Here is a 21,386-nt window from a genome sequence, read left to right as displayed (position 1 = left end):
GGAATAGACGCCAAAAAACGGTAAAAAATTTTGTTTAAATGTCGTTATACACCAACCTATAACTGTAAAAATATAGCCGTAACCATCGCTGCTATGACGGTACGACTCGCGTAACTTATAACGAACTTGCACTGATTTATATCACGGGTTTGTTATAATACGCAGCAATCAGACAGCTATCAGGCAGCAATCAAATCGTGCTTACGCTCTTGCCAGTTTTTTGATGACATCGAGATACCTTGATGGCTGCATTGATTTACTGCTCTGATCTATTGGACGCTTAGGAACAGATATTATGACCGACCCATCGCCAAGCACGCACAAAACCTCTGCGTCACCTCAAAATGACAAGACGTTGCTGCAATTAAATGGTATCAAAAAAACCTACGATCAAACCGAGGTTCTAAAAGACATCAACCTTGATATCAAGCACGGCGAGTTTTTGACCCTGCTGGGGCCCTCAGGCTGTGGCAAAACGACATTACTGCGCTTGATTGCAGGTTTTGAGCAACCCAATGCGGGGACAATCTATCTAGATGGCGTACAGATGGCAGGCTTATCCGCTGATAAACGTCCGGTCAATACCGTCTTTCAGCAGTACGCGTTGTTTCCACATATGAGCGTCGCCCAAAATGTCGCGTATGGATTAAAGCTAAAAAAAGTGCCAAAAGCTGAGATTCAAGCTAGCGTCAGCGAGATGCTGGCCATGGTGCAGTTGGAGCATTTGGCCAATCGCAAACCGCAGGATTTATCTGGTGGGCAGCAGCAGCGCGTGGCGATCGCCCGTGCGGTGATCAATCGCCCCAAGCTATTACTACTCGATGAGCCACTATCCGCGCTTGATCACAAACTGCGTTTGCAAATGCAGTCTGAACTCAAGCGTTTGCAACGTGAGCTAGGCATTACCTTTGTATTTGTCACGCATGATCAAGAAGAAGCGCTGTCGATGTCAGACCGCATTGCCGTGATGAAAGACGGCATGTTCCAGCAAATCGGCACGCCTATTGAGATTTATGAGACTCCTGCTAACTTGTTTACTGCCAAGTTTATCGGCGAGACCAATCTGTTTAGAGCTGAGGTCAAGGGTGTCTATCCAGACCTTCCAGATCGTGATGGCAACGTGACCAATGGACGCATCGAAGTTGAAGTCTGTGAGGCTCAAGCGCAAGAAGGGCCAACAACGCTACGTAACTTGCGTCGACCCAATTTTGCCAATGATGTGCAAGTGGGCGACATCGTTAATTTACTACTTCGTCCCGAAGATCTACGAATATATGATCCAAAAGATAACGAGCATAGCGGACTATTGGGACGGGTTATCGAGAGTAATTATAAAGGCAGTACGTTAGACTCGATTATTGAATTGGCAAATGGCCATATCATTAAGGCCTCTGAGTTTTTTGATGAAGATGACCCAAGCTTTGATTACAAACTAAATGAAGGCGTCAAGGTCTCATGGGTCGATGGCTGGGAGTGGGTACTGCCAGAAGACGCTGACCATACAAACAAGGCGACTGTACAAAAGGATGGTAGCTGATGGCCCGCAACCACTTAGGCAGCAAAAGTCCGTTTCGTACGGCAACGCTCTGGATGATCTGGGGTTGGCTACTGATATTTGCGCTATTACCAAATATATTGGTCATCGCGGTCAGTTTTTTAACCCGAGATAGCAGCGCCTTTATTAGCTTACCTGTCAGTATTGACAGCTATGTGCGCATGGTTGATCCGTTATATTTTGAGGTCTTTGTTCATTCATTATGGATGGCAGGTATCACAACGGTTATCTGTCTACTGCTGGGCTACCCTTTTGCGTGGCTCGTGGCCAAGGTAAAAGTGCGATGGCAGCCGTTACTCATGCTGCTGTTGATCCTGCCCTTTTGGACCAACTCTCTGGTACGCACCTATGCGCTAAAGCTGCTCTTTGCGAATAATGGCTTGATTAATAAGTCACTGCTGGCAATCGGTGTCATTGATGCCCCTATCGATATTTTATATACGCAAGGCGCGGTCATTGCTGGCCTAACTTACTTATTATTTCCGTTTATGGTACTGCCGTTATATGCAGTATTTACTGACTTACGCAATGACATGCTATTAGCCTCACAGGATTTGGGCGCAACTAAAACACAGACCTTTTGGCATGTGGTCTTACCGTTAACGACGCCGGGGATTATCTCTGGGGTGCTGCTTGTGCTCTTGCCTGCGATGGGTATGTTTTATGTGGCGGATATCTTGGGGGGCTCTCGTAATTTATTGGTCGGTAATATCATCAAAAACCAATTCCTAGACGCCCGTGACTGGCCGTTTGGTGCGGCGGCTAGCGTGTTATTGACAGTGGCAATGGCGGTATTATTACTAGCCTACCGTGCCAGTAGTCGCCGCATTGGCAAGACTGACTTTAACGAGGTGGCCTAATGTCTTATTCGCGTACACTCAGGATTGGCAGTATCGCTGCTAAAGGCTATCTCGGTCTGATTTATACTTTGTTATATCTACCCATCATTGTTTTGGTGGTGATGTCATTTAACAAATCAAAAATTGGCTATAACTGGGGCGGCTTTAGCCTAAAGTGGTACGAATCACTGTTTAATAACCAAGCGATGCTCGATGCGTTTTGGCATTCTATTGTCTTGGGGTTAGTCGCGGCTACCGTCTCAACCTTAATAGGAACGCTCACTGCCCTCGCCTTACATCGTTACAACTTTCGCGGCAAAGGCTTACTAAATGGGCTGCTATTTGTCCTGATGATGTCGCCTGAGATTGTATTGGCTATCTCGTTATTGGCGCTGTTCCTATTAATTGGCTTGCAGTTGGGCTTTGTCTCATTGCTATTGGCACATATTACTTTTTGCCTACCCTTTGTTGTGATTACTGTCTTTGCACGCTTGAGCAGCTTAGATGAGCGCTTGATGGAAGCGGCGCGCGACTTGGGTGCCAGTGAGTCAACGATGGTGCGCACAGTGCTGATTCCAGTTATCTTGCCAGCGGTCATGGCCGGTTGGTTGCTTGCTTTTACTTTATCGCTCGATGATGTGGTGGTATCCACCTTTGTCACAGGGCCTAGTTATGAGATTTTACCGCTACGTATTTATTCGATGGTGCGAGTCGGTCTCAAACCTGAAGTCAATGCAATAGGTACGTTATTATTGGTTGCCTCGCTAGTATTGGTGGTCATCTCACAGCTGTTGCTACGTAAACGCTAGCAGCAATCACTCATTGACAACATCTATGAGTGAAAATCAACACAGTATCCACTATAATGAATTTTTCTCACCTTAGCGGTTAGGTACTATTATGCTTGAGCTTCGTCATCTTAATACATTAACCGCGCTTAGAGCCCATGGCTCACTTGCGGCAGCGGCCGATGAGCTACATGTCACGGCGTCTGCGGTATCCCATCAATTAAAAGAGTTAGAAAACTACTACGATATCAGCCTCGTTAATCGTCGCACCCGCCCGCTCACTTTCACGCCAGCAGGTAAAGCTGTGCTAGCCTTAGCGGATAATATCATGCCGCAAGTCATGCGTACCAAAAACGATCTAAAGCGCTTAGCGCACGGTCAAGCTGGTCGATTACGACTGGCATCAGAGTGTCATAGCTGTTTTGATTGGCTGATGCCGATACTCAATCACTATCGCCGTGAGTGGTCGGATGTTGAGCTGGATTTTGCCACAGGGTTTGAGCCTGAGCCGCACCATCTCTTGATGGAAGGTGATATTGACCTACTAATTACGACCAGTGATTTGCCGCTCGACGGTATCAGCTATCAGCCATTGTTTGAGTATGAGAGTCGTTTGGTGCTGTCACCAACACATGATTTAGCTGCTCAAAAATTTATTAACCCCAATGATTTGATTAACGAGACATTGATTGCCTATCCAGTAGAGGCCAAGCGTCTCGACATCATTGCCAATTTTATGACGCCAGCACAAGTAAGCTTTAAGAGTGTTCGTACGACAGAGCTGACCGCGATGCTAATTCAGTTGGTCGCGAGCGAGCGCGGTGTGGCAGCATTGCCTGATTGGGTGGTTGCTGAATATGAGAAAAAAGGCTGGGTCGTCTCGCGACCATTAGGTGATGGCGTACATTGTCAGTTGTATGCGGCGACGCGTACGGCGAGCCAAGATATGGCTTATATGCAGGGTTTTGCCAGTTTATTGGAAGGGATTGTAAAGCCCGTTTAATACTTCACTGCTTATTACATTTTTTGGTTATAAAATATCGTTCCCTTTCTTACATTAAGATAGGTGCTGGAGGAATGATGGTTCCCTAGTGAGGACTTGAATATCTAGCTTTAGGTTAATGAAATCAGGGGTTTAACTCGCTGAAATAGTCAGAGTGTACATACAATAAGCTTTCCGAGGATAAATATTAACTAAGAGCTTTCTGTATTCAGTCGTAGAGTTTAAAATCAATGCAATCTTATTTTTAGGGCGAGTCAATATGAATATCAAAAAATTATTTACTTTTGTTTTATTAAGTTCCTTTCTATCAGCTTGTGCTTCTAGTATGCCAATGAATAATAGTGTCGTTAATGCAAATGACAGGCCGAAATTAAGTAACTTTTTCTCTTACTACGATGAAAGTAACAATGTTCAGTTTGCTGCTTTGATATCGGGAAAATTTATCTTCAAAGACAACTGTTTATTTTTGGCGGACGGTGAGAGCATTACTACGCCTGTATTTAATACAGACGATGTGAAATTTAACGCTGAAAAAAGAGAAATTTACTTGAACGGAGAGGTAATATCTTTAGATAAAGATTTAATGTTGGGAGGAGGGTTTATAGATAGTAAATACCTTCCAAAGCTAGATTCAAGAGCTAGTGATAGTTGCTTAACTGATAGGGTCGCTATCTTGTATTCTGTAGTTGAAGATACTCCAGAGCTGAAGAAACGATGGTTAATACCATAGTATATTCCCAACGAAACCAGTTATTTCACCCTTTAAACTCATTAATAGACCATTTAAAACAGACTGTTAATATGGAACCACTGATAACAGACTCTTAAACGATTAATATCTATCAACGCCTACAAAACTAGCTTAAAGAAATAAAAGCCAAACGCGGTTGCTAATAATGTCAGTCCAACGTGCAAGCCGATGAGCGCTAAGCCTGCCAGCAGTCGCCCGTCATGGATAAAGCCAAATACCTCTGCACTGAAAGTACTAAAGGTAGTCAACCCACCCAAAAACCCAGTAATCACAAACACACGAACGTTATCAGATAGACCACTTCCCATGCGCTCAAACCACACCAGTGCCAGTCCTATCAGCAGTCCACCCAAGATATTAGCGCCGAGCGTGCCAAGTGGTATCCAGTTGTGTAACGCATTAAAGCGCGACAACCACGCACGCAAACAAGCACCAAATGCTGCTCCCAGACCAATAGCAAGCCACTGCATAGACTGTCCTTAATTCATATAAACGTGTTGGACCAAATGCTCATTTATACGGCTGGCAATTCTGTCATCGGCCAACGTGGAATACAGCTAACAGCCAAATCATCTGACTGCCCAGCTTGCAAGCGCTCAAACCCTGCATAAGCAATCATCGCGCCATTATCCGTACACAGCGCGGGCGGTGCATAGTGGACCGTCGCATTGATCTTAGCCAGCTCTGCCTCTAGCATCTCGCGCAGGTGCGTATTGGCACTGACCCCGCCCGCAATGACCAAACGGCTCATACCTGCTTGCTTGAGTGCTTTGACGCATTTCTTCACCAGTGTATCGACCACTGCATGTTGGAAGCTCGCAGCGATATCCGCACGAATTTGCGGATCGCTATCAGAGCCAGCAGTGTCTTTAATCAGATTATGCACCGCTGTTTTCATACCACTAAATGAAAAGTCCAAACCTCGATGAAGCATCGGTCTTGGCAGTGCGTAAGCATCAGGGTTGCCAGCTTCTGCCAGTTTGGCAATATTAGGGCCACCGGGATAAGGCAAGCCTAGCATCTTAGCAGCTTTATCAAAGCACTCACCCGCCGCGTCATCGATCGACTCACCCAATATCTCATACTGTCCCACACCATGAGCGGCTATAAGTAAAGTGTGACCACCAGAGACCAACAGCGAAACAAAAGGAAAAGCGGGCGGATTGGCACCCATAAGCGGCGCGAGCAAATGCCCTTCCATATGATGAATACCAATGGCAGGAATATCCAAACCATACGCCAGACTGCGGCCAAATAATGCGCCGGTCATCAACGCACCGATCAGCCCTGGCCCTTTAGTATAGGCAATCGCATCGATGTCGTTTTTACTCATATCACACTGCTCAAGCAGCTCGTTGAGTAAGGGCACGAGCTTACGAATATGATCACGACTGGCAAGCTCAGGTACAACGCCGCCATAGAGCGCATGCAGCTCAATCTGTGAGTACAGTACTTGCCCGACCAACCCTTGATTGTCATTATTGATCTGCTCACTATCGAAGATGGCAAGCCCTGTCTCATCACAAGACGTCTCTAAACCCAATACCTTCATACTTTTGCCTTTATGCTTTTGTTTTCGGACTATTTTTTGCCGCGTTTTTATTGTATATCGCTTTAAAATTTTGAATAGCGAATCAAATCCGCTTCGCACAGCCAGTCATATTTTTAAAATCGATAGTAATAGAAAACGCGCATAAAAAAACCGCCATTGTCAGTCACAATGACGGTCAGTTTAACAAATTTCAATGACTGGTATACTCTATATATACTATATCAGCTTACTGACGCGAGCATATAATCAACAGCGGCTTTGACTTGTGCCTCACTGACACCATTTACCGCTTGTGCTGGCATTTTATTAAAGCCCTTAGCGGAGTGCATGTATAGTGTCTCTTTATCTTTGGTCAAACGAGTCGCCCAAGCGGCTGTGTCACCATATTTCGGTGCATTCAATAAACCCGCTGTATGGCAGACTTTACAGTTTGACTCGTAAAGTTTAGCACCAGCATCTGCAGCGAGCACTTCAGGCTCAGCGACAACAGCAGTCTTTTCTTCAACCACCATGTCGGTAGTCTCAGATTCAGCCATAGGCTCAGGCACCGTAATTTCAGATTCTGTTGCAACTGTTTCTTCAACACTCGTAGCAGCAGGTTCGTTGGCTGCGCTGGACTCTTCCGTAGTCGCGTTATCACCACTACAAGCGCTCAATACTAATAACACACTCAGACTGATAACAGATAAGCTCAGTCTTTTTATATGCTGCTGTATATCGATCATGACCTTACCTTTATTTGTTGCGTCTGTGGCCAAATTTTTTGTAGCAGTTCATAAACTCACAATATTATATTACGAGTCTAATTAAAAGCTTATTCAGCAGGTGTTGCCATATCGGCGCTGTCAGTGGCAGCAGGCGCAGCCGCGGTATCAGCACTCTCTGTGGCTGGGGTGGTCGCGTCTGCCATGCTTATATCCGCCGTACCTGCTTCAGCAGTGGCATCAGCTTCTGTCCCATCTGCAGCTGTTGCATCAGCCGCTGGCATCGGTGCCGTCTCTGGAAACTCCATGTCTTCTGCTTCAGGGGCGTTTGCGCGTGCTAGCTCAGCCGCTTCATCTACCATATCGATCGCCAATACTTCTTCATGCTCTTCGCCGCCGCTACAAGCACTCACGCCCGCACCCAAAGCCACGATAAAAGCTGTGCTTAACACCATGTTCAATACTGTTTTTTTCATTCCAACATCCTCAATAAAATACGCACAAAACGGTTTATATGCTGACTACAATATGGGAAATATCATAGCATAAACTCCCACTAAACCGTTATAGACGGTAGGGATTTTTTATTAACACTAAACTTTATGCTCCAACTCCACCTAAAACCTGACAGCTCAGCCTCGATACATTTTAAACAAAGTATAAATAGACAATAAACCGTTAAAATCATTGACTTTGTTGGTATTTTTTATTAAAATACCTGCCCTTACGCTAATGCGTGAGAATTGTCCTAGTTTGAGCTGATGCCAGTAATCTTGAGATATTACGGCTAAATACTAATACACAGCCAAACTAATGCCCTTATATCTCATCCTAATCGAGGAGTCTTCATGCCTGCAGTTAAGGTTAAAGAAAACGAACCAGTTGATATCGCTATCCGTCGTTTCAAGCGCGCTTGTGAAAAAGCTGGTGTATTATCAGACGTACGTAAGCGTGAGTTTTATGAAAAACCAACGCAAGTACGTAAGCGCAAAAAAGCTGCTGCCGTAAAGCGTTATAAGAAGAAGTTACAACGCGAAACTATTCGTACCACTCGTATGTACTAATCAATAATCTGATTAGTTAAGTACAAGTGCTACACTAACGCCACTGTTATCCATCGATATCAGTGGCGTTTTTTATGCTACAATTTTCGTTGTTACTGCTGACGCAATTTTTTATCAAAGCCCGCTCTCAGCAGGTTTTACCCCAAAAAAACTTATTAAACAGTACCCAACAAATAGCATTTAACAAACGAATAAGGATAATAGCAGTGAGCCAACTTAAACAGACGTTATCAGACAACATCAAAACTTCTATGAAAGCTCGTGAGCTTGAGCGTGTCAAAATACTGCGCAACGTACAATCAGTGGTCAAACAAATTGAGATTGATCGTCAGACAGAGCTTGATGACGCGCAAGTATTAGAAGTGCTACAAAAGCAGCTAAAGCAACGTCAAGAGTCGCTCACTATTTTTACTGAAAATGGCCGTGATGATTTGGCGGCCAAAGAGCAGTTTGAAATTGATATTATCAATGAGTTTATGCCGCAGCAAATGAATCAAGATGAAATCATGGCATTGGTCAACGCGGAAATCGCAGAGCAAGGTGCCACTTCTATGCGTGATATGGGCAGCGTGATGGGTGTACTGAAAAACAAGACCGCTGGTCGTGCTGATCCTGCGTTGATCTCTAAAATGGTTAAAGATGCACTACAAGGCTAATTTTTCGTTTTGGGTAGCAAGCCGGCATATGAGCTGCTATTACTGAAAATGATGTCGTCAAGCGCACCCGTTGTTGTACGAAAAACTGACTATTTACAAACCGCCTAAGGCTCAAAGTCTTTGGCGGTTTTTATTGCTTTGATTTCTGCATTGATATTGGCTAGCAATGGGCGCGCACTATTGCTTTGTGCTGTGGCTTGCAGGTTTTCAGTCAATTGCTTGGCCTGCGTCAGTGATGTCAACGCACTCTCATAGCGCCCATTCCAAAGTTGATCATAACTGCGATAACGCAATGCGTTGATCGTTGCAATATTAGCCAGTTGTGGTGACGTTGCGGTTTTAGCGAGCTTTTCATTAGCAAGCTGCAGACTTTGCCATGCGTAGCGATCGCTTGGTTGTTGCTCTGTGAGTGGTTTTAGCAGTGCTTGTGCCCTTAATGGCTGATTGCTATTGGTCAGTGCTTCCGCCAAATACAGGCGTAAGTCACGGCGCTCAGGATACAGACGCTGCTGACTCTCTAATATATCTGCAGCTTGTTGCCATTTGCCTTGTTCACTTAAAAGCTGGCTATGAGTAATCGATAGTAAAGGTTCTAGGCTTTGACGCTGCGTATTTGGGAGTTTATTTATCTGTGCCAATACCTCATTAGCCTCTTCGATGCGCTGCTGTTCTCCGTACCAACTCACTAAGGCAAGTTTGGCACCCAGACTATTTTTAGCAGCGGTTGTGAGCGTCACTTCAGAAGCATGTTTGCCAGTAGCTTGTACACGCCAATAGAGCAAATCAAACAAGGCTTGATGGCGCTGCTGCTGGCTCAATGACAGTGTGGGATACTGCCCAGCACGGCTCTGCGACTCACTCAGTCGCTCATCACTGAGCGGGTGCGAGCGCACAAAGCTTGGTAAAAAGCGATTTTCAACCTGATTGAGCTGGCTTTGTTGATTCATCGTGGCAAAAAACCGTGGCATTGCCCGAGGGTCATAGCCTGCCTGGGTCATGATTTGCATCCCTACTCGGTCGGCCTCGCGCTCGTTGTTACGGCTAAAAGCCATGCTGCTATTCATAGAAGCTGTCTGGCTACCCGCCATTACAGCCGCCGCCGCATCACCATCGACTGCTGATGCGGCAATCGCAGCCAACATACCGCCTACTTGCATCAGTAAGGCTTTTTTGCGCTCGTCTGCGCTGTGCTCATAGTGACGTTGACTGATGTGCGCGACTTCATGGGCGATGACACTTGCCAGCTCATCCATACTTTTGGCGGCCAATATCGTCCCTGTATTGATCCCGATGACTCCACCAGGTGCCGCAAAAGCATTGATGCTGGGATTATCAAGAATAACTAAGCCAAGTGGTGCTTGCTGACGGGCTTGCGCGTTCAATCGCCACGTCATGTCTTTTACCGTTTCTTGCACCCAAGGGTCGTGCTCCATTTTGACCCGACCATTGATGTTCTGTAATGACCACTCACCCAGCATTTTATTTTGATACTGCTCAGCAAAGCTCAGTCCTTGCCCGCGCAAATTGGGTAGCTCTAACGATTGTGACTCTACTGTTTGCCATGAATGATTGGCAAATGGCATAGCTTGGCTATCATCACCATCCTTGCTATGAGCACTTGTAGCAATTACCAGCAGTGTCACTGACAGTCCGATTTTGATACTATTTGAAAAAGATAAAACCACAGAGTTGCGGCTATCTGTTTGCCCAAATAGTTTAGATAGCGAGCTTTCCGACAGCTTATTTAACGAATGGCTGGCGGCTTTAGTAAGTCGTGGCGGTCTATTAGCGTGGTACAAATTCGTATCCTATCAGATTGTTGACGACGTCTTTTTGACTATACGAGCTTGTTTGTATAAGGTCAATTCTACTATGTGCTTAGCTACCAATCACTCAGCCACCCGTCACGATTGTGCAACATGACTGTGTGATTCTAATGAACCGAACATGGCGTTGATTATATTCAAATGCAATTATACATTGGCTATTTGGTATAATGGTTAAACACAATAATAGTAAGCTCATGGTTGCCGTAAATAGATTGACGATAATCAAAATAATTGTTAGAGCCTTTTTTGATAAAGAAACCGAAATATTGATACTTGTAAGGTTTGTATTATGTCCGCTGATAGCCAATTACCCATCAAACGTGCATCACACTCTATTTACTTATCAGCGAGCTTATCCGATCCAGAACAGCAAGAGATCAATCATCTGTTAGACTTGTTGCCAGTAGAGAATGGTGGCCCAGATGTTGGCACTGAGACGAAAATAGATGAAGAGCAACCTTTACTAAATATCAAGCGTTTCGTCGATGGTCGCGGGCTTGCATGCCCAATGCCACTGCTGAAAACCAAGGTTGCGTTACGCGATGTAGCCGCTGGTGAATCATTATATGTGGTCGCGACGGATCCCAACTCACAAGCTGATATCACAGCGTTTTGTCGTCAGAGTCAGCAAACACAAACGAGCGACTACTTAGGGTTAATCGTCAATGAAGTTACTGATTTGTCAGGCAATAGCACATCATTGCAGCGTTTCGCTACAATATATCACTTCATCATTACCAAAACTGATAGCAACTAAACGCTGCTGTCCTTTACAATTACAACTATAGAGATTTTTATCTGACTATTTGCTTAACTATTTAACCAAGGTCAAGAATATGGCTACTACTACTTCTGATGCTGCGAATGCGAATAAAAAAGACAGCACAGCTCCTATAAAAAATGAGGAACGCGATGCGGCACTAAAAGCCGCAGCTCAGCGCCCACCTTATGATGCCAGTACATTAGGCAATACCAGTACACGCGATTTGGTGCCAGCAATGCCAACCCATTTGGCAGCGCCGGGGGTTAATCTGGGCGCCTACATCAATACTGTGCATCAAATTCCGATCTTAACGCCTGTACAAGAGCAAGAATTGGCCCATCGCTATTATGATGAGGGCGATGTTGAGGCAGCGCGTCTGCTGGTGATGTCACATCTGCGTTTTGTCATTCATATTGCACGTAGCTACTCAGGTTATGGACTGCCACAAGCTGATTTAATTCAAGAAGGCAATTTGGGATTAATGAAGGCGGTCAAACGGTTTGATCCTAATAAAGGCGTGCGCTTAGTCTCCTTTGCCGTGCATTGGATCAAAGCTGAAATTCACGAATTTGTGATTCGTAACTGGCGTATCGTAAAAGTTGCGACCACCAAAGCGCATCGTAAATTGTTCTTTAACTTGCGCAGCCTAAAAAAAACCAACAATCAGCTCACACTAGAAGAAGCAGACGCGATTGCCAAAGATTTGAATGTCACGCGTAAGCAAGTGCTCGAGATGGAGTCGCGTCTGACCTCTTATGACGCCTCATTTGAAGCGCAATCCAGCGACGATGATGACGGTCGCTATGCACCGCAGCTGTTTTTGGAAGATGGCATCGATCCTGCTGAGCAGTTGGAAGAAGAAGACTGGGAAGAAAACAACTCGTCAGCATTGATCGCTGCTATGGGGACATTAGACGAGCGTTCACGCGATATCGTCGAGCAGCGTTGGCTCTCTGAGCAAAAATCCACTTTGCACGAGCTGGCCGCGGTTTACTCTATCTCTGCTGAACGTGTCCGTCAGATCGAAAAAAACGCGATGGACAAAATCCGCGATGCCATGACCATTGATAGCGTGATTTTACCAGATGACATTCAGTAGCTCTAAAAAAATACGAGTTTTGCCATGCTAAATTGGATCGGTATTGCCGCGATTAATATGGCTATTGCTGTCGCTTTGGGTGCATTTGGTGCTCATGGTTTGGAGAATATTGTCAGCGCACAACAGCTTGAATGGTGGCATACCGCGACGCTGTATTTGTTCATACATGCGCTGGGCCTATTAGTTGTGGGCTTACTGATACGCTTAAAATATACCACTCAAGCTACGGCTTGGTTATTGCAAATCGGTATTATTATATTTGCCGGTAGTCTATATGCCATGACGCTTGGAGCACCGCGCTGGTTTGGCGCGATTACGCCCATTGGCGGGGTTCTTATGATTGCAGGTTGGTTATGGCTTGCTATCTCTACATTTCGACTTGAGAACTCAATGGATTAATCCATTCTACTCATACCTGCCGAAGATTGATTGATATTATGAGTATAGATACAAATAGTCGCCTATAAGATTAAAAGCATCTATATTGCGACTAATACTTATAGGACCATTACTACAAGGAATCTCAAATTATTAAGGAGGATTTTATATGAGCACCATTAGTGTTAATGGTAAAAACTTACAAACCACTCATCAGACAGTGCAATTAGTCATCAATGAACTTGGACTCAGTCAAGGACGCTATGCCGTTGAAGTAGATGGTGAGCTAACACCAAAGAGTGAGCTGGCTCAATTGCGTATTGTAGAAGGTATGAATATAGAAGTCGTACAGGCTGTGGGCGGAGGATAATTTTTTATATTTCAGTCTGTCATTAGTTTTTATTAATTATCAAGTCTTAACCGCATCATTAGAGACGTACTAAAAAAGACCTCAACGTGTCAAACGTTCGAGGTCTTTTTTCTTTTATAGATCACCAATGAATGAAATAGCTGTTTGTCAAATTTCTTATTTTTTAGCTTGTTCAGACGCTCTTGATGATTTGATTGCCCACTTAATCAACGTCAATTAAACGTATGATTAAGCTGCTGGTACAGCTTCAGCAGGCGCGGTGTCTTGATAGCGGTCTTCACGCCCAGCACCCTGCGTCTTTTTACGCTCTTGACGAGTTTTGTACTTGCGTACTTGTCTATCAAGTTTGTCTGCCATCTCATTAATGGCTTTATACATATCATCTTCTAAGGCTTGGACAAACATTTCTTGACCTGAGACGCGCATAATTGCTTCAGCTTTATGGCTTTTTTTACCGCCATCACTTGCGCCGCTATTGTCTAACGATAATATCACTTTAATACTCTGTATCTGATCAAAGTGTCGCTCTACTTTTTCAAGCTTTTCACGAACTGCTGTGTCCATAGCTTCGGTAACACTGATATGGTGACCACTGATAGAAACATTCATATTATTGTCCTTGTATTTGTAACTTACATTCAACAGATGAAGTCGCATTCCTGCTCTTATCATCCTGCCTTACCAATAACTTATCTAATGCCTCTAGTAAGATTTCGACGTATCCTTTTATCGTCTCCTTTATTCATTATAAGTAAATACTATAGATTGGCACTTAGATTTCGTTGTTGGTATGACTCTAATTTGTCATGAAAGAGAGATAGTAGCAAGACGTTAAATTGTAATTAAGTGTAACAATACCTGTTGTTTCTATCATGTTTCTATATAATCAAAAAATTTTATTTTTTATATCTTGCCACAGAAATATTAATAATTACTCAATGTATTTATAGATGGCTGTATTTAAACGATTAATACTTCTGTTTGCGCTGAGTGGATGAACCTATATTCATGGCTTCACGATATTTGGCAACAGTTCTTCTGGCAATATCGATACCGTCTGCCAATAATTCTTTTTGAATACGGCTATCCGAGAGCGGTTTTTTAGGATCTTCATCAGCGATTAGCTTTTTAATCATGGCACTGATGGCCGTTGATGAGATATCGCCATCCGAACTGCTGACGTGAGAAGAAAAAAAGTGCTTTAGTGAAAATAGTCCTTGCGGTGTCAAAATCGTCTTACTGGTAGTGAGACGTGAAACGGTGGACTCGTGTAGATTTACTTCTTCTGCGATTGCCTTTAGAATAAGTGGTTGCATGGCCGTCGCACCGTGCTGCAAAAACTCCTGCTGATAACGCACAATACTGGTTGCTACTTTTAATAGGTTTTGGTTGCGCTCTTCGATACTGCGGATAAAGAGGCGCGCATCAGTAAGGTTTTCACGTAGATATTGGTTGTCCGGACTGTCATCACCGCGTTTGACTAAATTGGCATATTCTTGGTTTACTCGCAGCTTCGGCAAGGTGTCAGGATTGAGGCGTACATGCCAACCGTCTTCTAATGCCTCAGCATTGGCAGTGGCTTTACGACTCCTAATGGGTGTGACTAATACATCTGGAATGTCGTAACTGTCGGGCTGCTGGGTATAATCAGGCTGGTTGATCTGAAAGAGTAATCCGGGTGAAGGGTTTAAGGTACGCAGTAAGTTAAGCGCAGGGGTGATGTTCTCAGGGGCAAGGCCTGTCCGTTCAGTAAGCGCTTTGATATTGTTACTGACTAAATGCTCGCCGGCTGTTAGCAGCGCTTTTGCTTCTTTGAGATATGCAGTATTGGCGTCTAGCTTGGATAACTGAATCGCTAGGCACTCACTCAAATGACGTGCGCCAACGCCAATCGGATCGCAAGATTGGATCATACGCAATACGGCCATGACCTCGTCGTACTCGACACGTTCATCCCACTGATAAAAGTTGGCCATGGTATCAAAGCTCTGTAGCAGCTCATCGATATCAATTCGTATGAATCCCATGTCATCCATAGAGTCCATCAAATACTCTGCAATCAATGTGTCCGCTTCTGATAGGCGCTTAAAGTTGAGCTGCCAACGTACGTGATCTTGGATAGTCGACGAAGTACCGCCCTGATAACTATCAAAATCCTCATCGCCTCTATTATTACCTGCGCCTGTTGATGTCGAAGCGTAATTCTCTTTATCAAAACTGCTAGCATCGAAGCTATCCGTCTCAAAACTGCTATCACTATCCATCGCTCCATCATCAATACTAGATTGCTGCAGTTTCTCCCAGCTGTCAGTGCTATCGTCACCATAGTCTGTATGGTTATCAGATCCTGCGCTAGATGCGTCACTGCTGCTTTGATTCCAGCTATCAAGTGTTAATGACTCGCTTAGCTCATCTGCTCTATCGTCACGGTTATTCTCGTACTCGTCATCATCCTCTTCGATACGTTCAAGCAGCGGATTACTATCCAGTTTGGCTTGAACCTCTTGTGCGAGCTCAAGACTAGAGAGCTGCAGCAATTTAATGGCTTGCTGCATTTGCGGTGTCAGTTTTTGTGAGGTGCTTAGCGTGCTCGCCAATCCGAATGACATACTCATGGGCGGCTTATTACACTCCAGTCTTGGTCATATTGTATTTATTTTGCCAATTAAGGCGATGATGTCACCTTAACAGGACATGACGATAGCATTTTTTATCACAATTTTGCTACGTTAATTTATATCCTATCCAGATACGATTGGTATGTTTGTGATACAAATTTAGCATGTTTGCCTTAATAACCAACCGATAACTATGAATGGTTTGTTCAGCGTCATCAACATTTTATAATAAAAAACGTCATAAAAAATTGTCATGAGCAGCCATCAAGACTTACCCGTCACGGAGAATATTGTCATGACTGACACAACAATGCCCTCTCAATTTAGCACAGCTGCCATTCAAATGAACAGCCAGCAAGACATCGATAGCAATTTAGCGAATATAAAAGCGGCGATCATTGATGCCAAATCGCAAGGTGCTGAACTCGTTGTCGTACCTGAAAACTGCTGTAGCATGGGTCAGCAGTTTGCGACTGCAGAGCGTTTTGACGCGCTATCAGCGACGATGGCAGAGTATGCCCGCACTCATAATATATATCTACTGGCAGGCTCACTGCCTTGCCCTTATCGGCCTGATGGCATGGTCGTTCCTGATGGTCGGCTGCGCCAAGTCAGTCAATTGTTTGCGCCAGACGGGTCGCGAGTGGCACGATACGATAAAATTCATCTGTTCACCGCGACCGTAGCCGACAAGCAAGGCAGCTACAATGAAGCGGCGACGTTTGAGCCGGGCACGCAGACCGTGGTTGCGCCTCTTGAGTCCGGCGACGCTGTCTATCAGTTGGGTATGATGGTCTGTTTTGATTTGCGCTTTCCTGCTCTAGCGCAGCGCTTACGTCAAGCAGGTGCTGATATATTAAGTGCACCGTCTGCTTTTACTTATCTGACTGGACAAGCGCATTGGTCGCTATTGTTACAGGCACGTGCTTTGGACAGTCAGTGTATGGTGATCGGGGCAGCACAGGGCGGCGATCATGCATATAAAGATGGCAATACTCGCCAGACGTGGGGACATACTACCATTACTGCTTTTGATGGCAGCGTTATTGCGAGCCATGATAGCAGTGAGCTAAATCTGTCTACGACATCTGACATAGATAAAGGATACGCCATCGTCATGGCATCATTAGACAAGCAAGCTCAAGTGCAAGGTCGACAGAAATTACCTATCTTTGATTGCCATCGTTTGGCGTAGTTTAGGAAGTCCCGTAGATTACTTAAACCGTAGATTGCTTAAACCATAGATTACTTAATTAGGTAGGATTTTCATCATTTTGAGTGTGGGTGGCTCGTGGATGGGCGCGATCATAGACTTGTGTTAATTTGGCAAAATCAACGTGGGTGTAAATTTGCGTGGTACTGATATCGCTATGTCCTAACATCTCCTGCACGGCACGCAAGTCACCACTACCTGACAGCATGTGTGAGGCAAAGCAATGACGCAGTAGATGTGGATACATGTTTTGCGCAATACCTGCGCGAGTCGCCGCAACTTTTAGACGCTGCTGTACTGCTCGCGTCGATAGTCTGGTGCCGAGTTTTTCGCTAATGAACAAGGCGCTGTCCATCTGTTCGACCCATAGATTGCGATGCGGTAGATAGCGTGTTATCGCCTCTGCTGCCTTTGCACCTAATGGTACTAAGCGAGTTTTATTACCCTTACCAGTGACTCGCACCCGTAAATCAGACAAGTCCACATCAGCCATATCGAGTGCGACCAACTCGCCAACACGTAGACCACTACTATAGAGCAGCTCAAACATGGCTTTATCACGCAGCCACAGGCGCGCTTGCTCTGACGTATCAGGGATTTGTTGATCGAGTAACTGCGTCAATAAATCCACATCAGCGATAGAGGGTAATGGTCTAGGGCTACGCTTGAGCTGATAGCCAGTCGTTGGATTGATACGTGCCAAATCCTCCTCTATGAGCCAACCATAAAAATGCCGAATCGCTGACAGCTCTTGCTGAACGCTAGCAAGCGCAAGCTTGTCTTCATCGAGACGCTGACTAATATGCTGAGCCAGTTGGCGCTTATCACAACGCGTCCACGTCAGACGCTTACCGCGTAAGAATAGTGCCAGTTGGTTTAAGCCAGCAAAATAAGCGGTCAGCGTATTTGGTGAGTGATTACGCACGGACAGCGTATTGAGCCAACGATGGACAGGTGCTAATAACGCTCGTAGCGCGGCATCTGACTCTATATTCGCCGCCAACTCAGCTGATAGCCAAGGTGCCGTTTGCGTTGTCTGACCGTCTTGATGAGTGGACATAACCATATCAGAAGCACCCATGTTATTGATATCATTTTTCTAACGACAGATATCAGCCTTCAGAACTTGGTTTAATACCTGCTTGCGCCATCAAACCATCCGGACTAAAGACTCCTTCATAAACAAAAGCAGTCGGACCTGTCATCATAACTGAATAGCCAGGCTGCCACTTGATGATCATGCTGCCACCATAGAGCTGCGCGCGCACTTCTTCGCCTTCATCGAGCCAGCCCTCTCTTATACCGACTGCAACTGCTGCACAGGCGCCCGTGCCGCAAGCTTGCGTCTCGCCCACGCCGCGCTCATACACACGCAGACGAATATGACGCTGGTTCATCACTTGCATAAAGCCCACGTTGACGCGATCTGGGAACGCTGGATGGGACTCAATGGCTTTGCCTAACGTCTCGACCTCAGCGTCCAGAACGTCATCAACTTTGATAACGGCATGTGGGTTGCCCATATTGGCGACATATAGCTGTACAGGTGTGCCATTGACATCGAGGTGATAAGTGTTTTGGATTTTGGTCGTGGCTCTTGGGCTAAAGGGAATCTCATTTGGCTCAAACTTGGGCTTACCCATATCAACCTCTACCCAACCAAACCGATCAGTGGTCAAAGAGATAATGCCGCTCGCCGTCTCAACCCGTAGACGCTGCTTAAATGACAGTTTACGTGCTTGCACAAAACGAGCGAAACAGCGCGCACCATTGCCGCATTGCTCCACCTCGGTGCCATCCGTGTTAAAAATACGGTAACTAAAATCAACATCGGGGCGCATCGGTGGCTCGACCACAAGCAGTTGATCAAAGCCAATACCTAGGTGGCGATCTCCCAATAACTCTACCAACTCCTTGGTCAAATCTAAGCGCTGGGTCACCAAATCGATAACCATAAAATCATTGCCCAGCCCATGCATTTTAGTAAATTCTATTAGCATATCTTTGATGTCCTATCCTATTTTTATGTATGGCTTATATTAGCACGCTGTCAGATACAATCATAATTATCACCGCTATCAAATACTAACTTATCGTTATACCTCAAACTCGATATACCCCATTCGAGTTTGCCATAAAAAACCCACCGTTATTATCTCGGTGGGTTTTATTTATTATGCAAAAACAGTGTCAGTGCTGGCGGGTTGGCGGCTTTATTTATCCTGCCACAGTATTTCGTCAGCATACAATGCTTCAACCGTTTCACGTTTGCGGATGAGCTGATGGTTATTGCCTGATACCATCACTTCGCTGGCACGCGGACGCGAGTTGTAATTACTACTCATGGTAAAGCCATAAGCCCCTGCGCCCGTCACTGCCAAGACAGCTCCTGCCTCTAATGACAGTAAGCGATCTTTTGCTAAAAAATCCCCTGTCTCACAAATCGCGCCAACAATGTCCCACGGCTTTGTACCATTTGTATCAATACCATCGCTCGGCAAGGTACTTGGAATCACGGCCATCTCAGCTTGATATAAAGCAGGACGAATCAAGTCATTCATCGCAGCATCGACAATCGCAAAGTTCTTATGCTCAGTCGGCTTAAGTACATCGACTTGCGTCAATAGCACACCAGCATTGGCAACGATACTACGACCCGGCTCAAAGAATACGGTCAAACCAAGCTCGCTCAGCTTTGGTAATAAAGCCTCGGCAAACTCATCGATAGACACGGGCGTCTCATCAATATAACGCACGCCTAGACCGCCACCCAAATCAATATGACGCAGCTCAATACCATGATCGCGCAGGCTATGTATCAGCTCAATGACTTTATCTAGTGCGGCGACAAACGGCGCGACTTCCGTCAACTGCGAGCCAATGTGACAATCAATACCAACGATATCAATATGCGATAAATCCGCCGCTTGCTGATAGACCGCTAAGGCGTCTTCGTGGGTAATACCAAACTTGTTGTCTTTAAGACCTGTTGAGATATACGGATGCGTCTTGGCATCGACATTTGGATTGACGCGTAATGAGATTGGCGCACGTTTATTCAGTGCTGCCGCTACCTCGTTGATCAAGGTCAGCTCACTGATCGACTCGACGTTAAAGCAACCAATACCTTGGGTCAGTGCGTATTCGATATCGCCGTAAGTTTTGCCAACACCTGAGAAGACAACGCGCGACGCGGCGCCACCTGCAGCCAATACACGCATCAGCTCACCACGAGAGACGATATCAAACCCAGCACCTGCCTGCACAAGCACTCCAAGCACTGCAAGATTCGAGTTTGCTTTTACCGCGTAGCATACCTGATGATCGAGACTGGCGAAGCTATCGGTATAGGCTTGATAAACATCCAGTATCGCCTGCTTTGAGTAGACATAGCATGGCGTACCATATTGTTTTGCCAACTCATCAACACTGACCTGCTCCATATATAGCGCGTCGTCGCGATAGCTTAGCGCGGGCAGATGAGCGCTCAACGCTTTAGGATCAACATATAGACCGTGCTCAGTTTGGATAGTGACAGTTTCGCCAGTAGCAGAATCGGTTACGTCAGCATGTAGTTCAGAATGACTCATATAAACATCTCTAATATAATCAGGGTATCAAGGGTAAGAATAAACATTAATAATCGTTAGGATCTGTACTCGGCTCGGGCAGTATTTGCTGTTCATCTAGATAGTCATTTTTTTGATAGGTATCATCATCAATACCAGCAAAAGCGGCATCTTGTGGATGGCTCGTACTATTTAGTACAGATGGGCTACCCTCTACCGTTTGGCTACTGGACTTTGGTAAGTACAAAGCGCCTTTTTGCCCGCAGCCTGACATCCCTACCATCATCGCACTGCCAATGACTAAAGTAATAATGGCGCGGCGACTGGCAAGTCTCCATAAGGCGATATGCCCAGTTTCTGATGAGCGAAGTATAGTAGACATAGAGTGGATCACCTGTGAGCGTGTAGCGGTGTAAGTGCGATTAAAAATCGTAATAAATAAAGAGCGAAAAAGGCAGCCCAAAAATGGCCAATATCAAAGTTTTAATCATAGCATTATGACACAAAGCTGTACGCATACTGAACAGCATTGGCCAATAAATTTGGCTCATAGTGGGGATTGGTTTGATGCTTTCATCATAATTTACTGACGGTATCGCTTGATAATTTGCGGTGTAATGGACAAAATTCATGCT

At 45.2% G+C, this 21,386-nt stretch carries 24 protein-coding genes; 12 read left to right on the top strand and 12 right to left on the bottom strand.

Features of this window, described 5'->3' with window-relative positions:
- Positions 1-295 precede the first annotated feature (295 nt).
- From potA to AS194_RS11520, 5 genes are all read left to right on the top strand, one after another.
- A complete protein-coding gene (potA, locus tag AS194_RS11540) occupies positions 296-1,537 on the top strand; it encodes a spermidine/putrescine ABC transporter ATP-binding protein PotA (protein ID WP_058025640.1) in 1,242 nt (413 codons plus the stop codon).
- On the top strand, positions 1,537-2,415 hold the full coding sequence (gene potB, locus AS194_RS11535) for a spermidine/putrescine ABC transporter permease PotB (protein ID WP_058025639.1): 879 nt from the start codon (positions 1,537-1,539) through the stop codon (positions 2,413-2,415). The genes potA and potB overlap by 1 nt, the downstream gene beginning before the upstream one ends.
- Complete coding sequence (gene potC / locus AS194_RS11530; protein ID WP_058025638.1) at positions 2,415-3,203, top strand: spermidine/putrescine ABC transporter permease PotC; 789 nt, start codon at positions 2,415-2,417, stop codon at positions 3,201-3,203. Before potB ends, potC begins: the two co-directional genes overlap by 1 nt.
- A gap of 91 nt (positions 3,204-3,294) precedes the next feature.
- On the top strand, positions 3,295-4,185 hold the full coding sequence (locus AS194_RS11525; RefSeq protein ID WP_058025637.1) for a LysR family transcriptional regulator: 891 nt from the start codon (positions 3,295-3,297) through the stop codon (positions 4,183-4,185).
- 259 nt (positions 4,186-4,444) lie between these two features.
- Complete coding sequence (locus tag AS194_RS11520; protein WP_058025636.1) at positions 4,445-4,915, top strand: hypothetical protein; 471 nt, start codon at positions 4,445-4,447, stop codon at positions 4,913-4,915.
- Between the two features lie 119 nt (positions 4,916-5,034).
- Here AS194_RS11520 and crcB read toward each other — a convergent pair whose 3' ends face one another.
- The 4 genes from crcB to AS194_RS11500 form a co-directional block, all read right to left on the bottom strand.
- Positions 5,035-5,406 (bottom strand): fluoride efflux transporter CrcB, encoded by a 372-nt coding sequence (gene crcB, locus AS194_RS11515; protein WP_058025635.1) that lies wholly within the window; start codon positions 5,404-5,406, stop codon positions 5,035-5,037.
- Between the two features lie 44 nt (positions 5,407-5,450).
- Positions 5,451-6,488 carry a tRNA (adenosine(37)-N6)-threonylcarbamoyltransferase complex transferase subunit TsaD gene (gene tsaD / locus AS194_RS11510; protein ID WP_058025634.1) on the bottom strand — a complete coding sequence of 346 codons (1,038 nt, stop codon included), beginning with the start codon at positions 6,486-6,488 and terminating at the stop codon, positions 5,451-5,453.
- Positions 6,489-6,709: 221 nt separating this feature from the next.
- Positions 6,710-7,213 (bottom strand): c-type cytochrome, encoded by a 504-nt coding sequence (locus tag AS194_RS11505; protein WP_058025633.1) that lies wholly within the window; start codon positions 7,211-7,213, stop codon positions 6,710-6,712.
- An 89-nt stretch (positions 7,214-7,302) separates the two neighbouring features.
- Positions 7,303-7,668, bottom strand: a complete 366-nt coding sequence (locus AS194_RS11500) for a hypothetical protein (RefSeq protein WP_058025632.1) — start codon at positions 7,666-7,668, stop codon at positions 7,303-7,305.
- A 372-nt stretch (positions 7,669-8,040) separates the two neighbouring features.
- On the opposite strand from AS194_RS11500, the gene rpsU reads away from it, so the two are divergent.
- Positions 8,041-8,256: a 30S ribosomal protein S21 gene (rpsU, locus tag AS194_RS11495; RefSeq protein WP_010195908.1), complete on the top strand. Its 216-nt coding sequence runs from the start codon at positions 8,041-8,043 to the stop codon at positions 8,254-8,256.
- Positions 8,257-8,462: 206 nt separating this feature from the next.
- Positions 8,463-8,912: a GatB/YqeY domain-containing protein gene (locus AS194_RS11490; protein ID WP_058025631.1), complete on the top strand. Its 450-nt coding sequence runs from the start codon at positions 8,463-8,465 to the stop codon at positions 8,910-8,912.
- A gap of 104 nt (positions 8,913-9,016) precedes the next feature.
- Here AS194_RS11490 and AS194_RS11485 read toward each other — a convergent pair whose 3' ends face one another.
- Positions 9,017-10,711, bottom strand: coding sequence for a M48 family metalloprotease (locus tag AS194_RS11485; RefSeq protein ID WP_058025630.1), 1,695 nt, complete (start codon positions 10,709-10,711; stop codon positions 9,017-9,019).
- A gap of 319 nt (positions 10,712-11,030) precedes the next feature.
- Here AS194_RS11485 and AS194_RS11480 point away from each other — a divergent pair, with 319 nt between their 5' ends.
- From AS194_RS11480 to thiS, 4 genes are all read left to right on the top strand, one after another.
- On the top strand, positions 11,031-11,498 hold the full coding sequence (locus AS194_RS11480; RefSeq protein WP_058025629.1) for a sulfurtransferase TusA family protein: 468 nt from the start codon (positions 11,031-11,033) through the stop codon (positions 11,496-11,498).
- A 241-nt stretch (positions 11,499-11,739) separates the two neighbouring features.
- Positions 11,740-12,603 (top strand): RNA polymerase sigma factor RpoH, encoded by an 864-nt coding sequence (gene rpoH / locus AS194_RS11475; protein WP_200960358.1) that lies wholly within the window; start codon positions 11,740-11,742, stop codon positions 12,601-12,603.
- A gap of 24 nt (positions 12,604-12,627) precedes the next feature.
- Positions 12,628-13,002 carry a DUF423 domain-containing protein gene (locus tag AS194_RS11470; RefSeq protein WP_058025627.1) on the top strand — a complete coding sequence of 125 codons (375 nt, stop codon included), beginning with the start codon at positions 12,628-12,630 and terminating at the stop codon, positions 13,000-13,002.
- A gap of 148 nt (positions 13,003-13,150) precedes the next feature.
- Positions 13,151-13,351: a sulfur carrier protein ThiS gene (gene thiS / locus AS194_RS11465; protein WP_058025626.1), complete on the top strand. Its 201-nt coding sequence runs from the start codon at positions 13,151-13,153 to the stop codon at positions 13,349-13,351.
- A 228-nt stretch (positions 13,352-13,579) separates the two neighbouring features.
- Here the strand turns inward: thiS and hpf are convergent, their stop codons facing one another.
- Complete coding sequence (gene hpf, locus AS194_RS11460) at positions 13,580-13,960, bottom strand: ribosome hibernation-promoting factor, HPF/YfiA family (RefSeq protein WP_058025625.1); 381 nt, start codon at positions 13,958-13,960, stop codon at positions 13,580-13,582.
- A 359-nt stretch (positions 13,961-14,319) separates the two neighbouring features.
- Entirely contained in the window at positions 14,320-15,966 is a 1,647-nt protein-coding gene (gene rpoN / locus AS194_RS11455; RefSeq protein WP_058025624.1) for an RNA polymerase factor sigma-54, read from the bottom strand.
- A 298-nt stretch (positions 15,967-16,264) separates the two neighbouring features.
- On the opposite strand from rpoN, the gene AS194_RS11450 reads away from it, so the two are divergent.
- Entirely contained in the window at positions 16,265-17,164 is a 900-nt protein-coding gene (locus AS194_RS11450) for a nitrilase-related carbon-nitrogen hydrolase (RefSeq protein WP_058025623.1), read from the top strand.
- Positions 17,165-17,222: 58 nt separating this feature from the next.
- Here the strand turns inward: AS194_RS11450 and AS194_RS11445 are convergent, their stop codons facing one another.
- The 5 genes from AS194_RS11445 to AS194_RS13955 all read right to left on the bottom strand — a co-directional run.
- Positions 17,223-18,248 carry a tyrosine recombinase XerC gene (locus AS194_RS11445; protein WP_058025680.1) on the bottom strand — a complete coding sequence of 342 codons (1,026 nt, stop codon included), beginning with the start codon at positions 18,246-18,248 and terminating at the stop codon, positions 17,223-17,225.
- Positions 18,249-18,294: 46 nt separating this feature from the next.
- Positions 18,295-19,182 carry a diaminopimelate epimerase gene (gene dapF, locus AS194_RS11440; protein ID WP_058025622.1) on the bottom strand — a complete coding sequence of 296 codons (888 nt, stop codon included), beginning with the start codon at positions 19,180-19,182 and terminating at the stop codon, positions 18,295-18,297.
- 213 nt (positions 19,183-19,395) lie between these two features.
- On the bottom strand, positions 19,396-20,772 hold the full coding sequence (lysA, locus tag AS194_RS11435) for a diaminopimelate decarboxylase (protein WP_058025621.1): 1,377 nt from the start codon (positions 20,770-20,772) through the stop codon (positions 19,396-19,398).
- 46 nt (positions 20,773-20,818) lie between these two features.
- Entirely contained in the window at positions 20,819-21,133 is a 315-nt protein-coding gene (gene lptM, locus AS194_RS11430; protein ID WP_058025620.1) for an LPS translocon maturation chaperone LptM, read from the bottom strand.
- Positions 21,134-21,173: 40 nt separating this feature from the next.
- Positions 21,174-21,386 (bottom strand): hypothetical protein (locus tag AS194_RS13955; RefSeq protein WP_227511644.1); only part of this gene is annotated, 213 nt, incomplete at its 5' end.

The organism is Psychrobacter piscatorii (genome assembly GCF_001444505.1).
Lineage (GTDB): Bacteria > Pseudomonadota > Gammaproteobacteria > Pseudomonadales > Moraxellaceae > Psychrobacter > Psychrobacter piscatorii_B.
The sequence above is the reverse complement of the archived record's forward strand: the minus strand, read 5'-3'. Positions and strand labels throughout refer to the sequence as shown.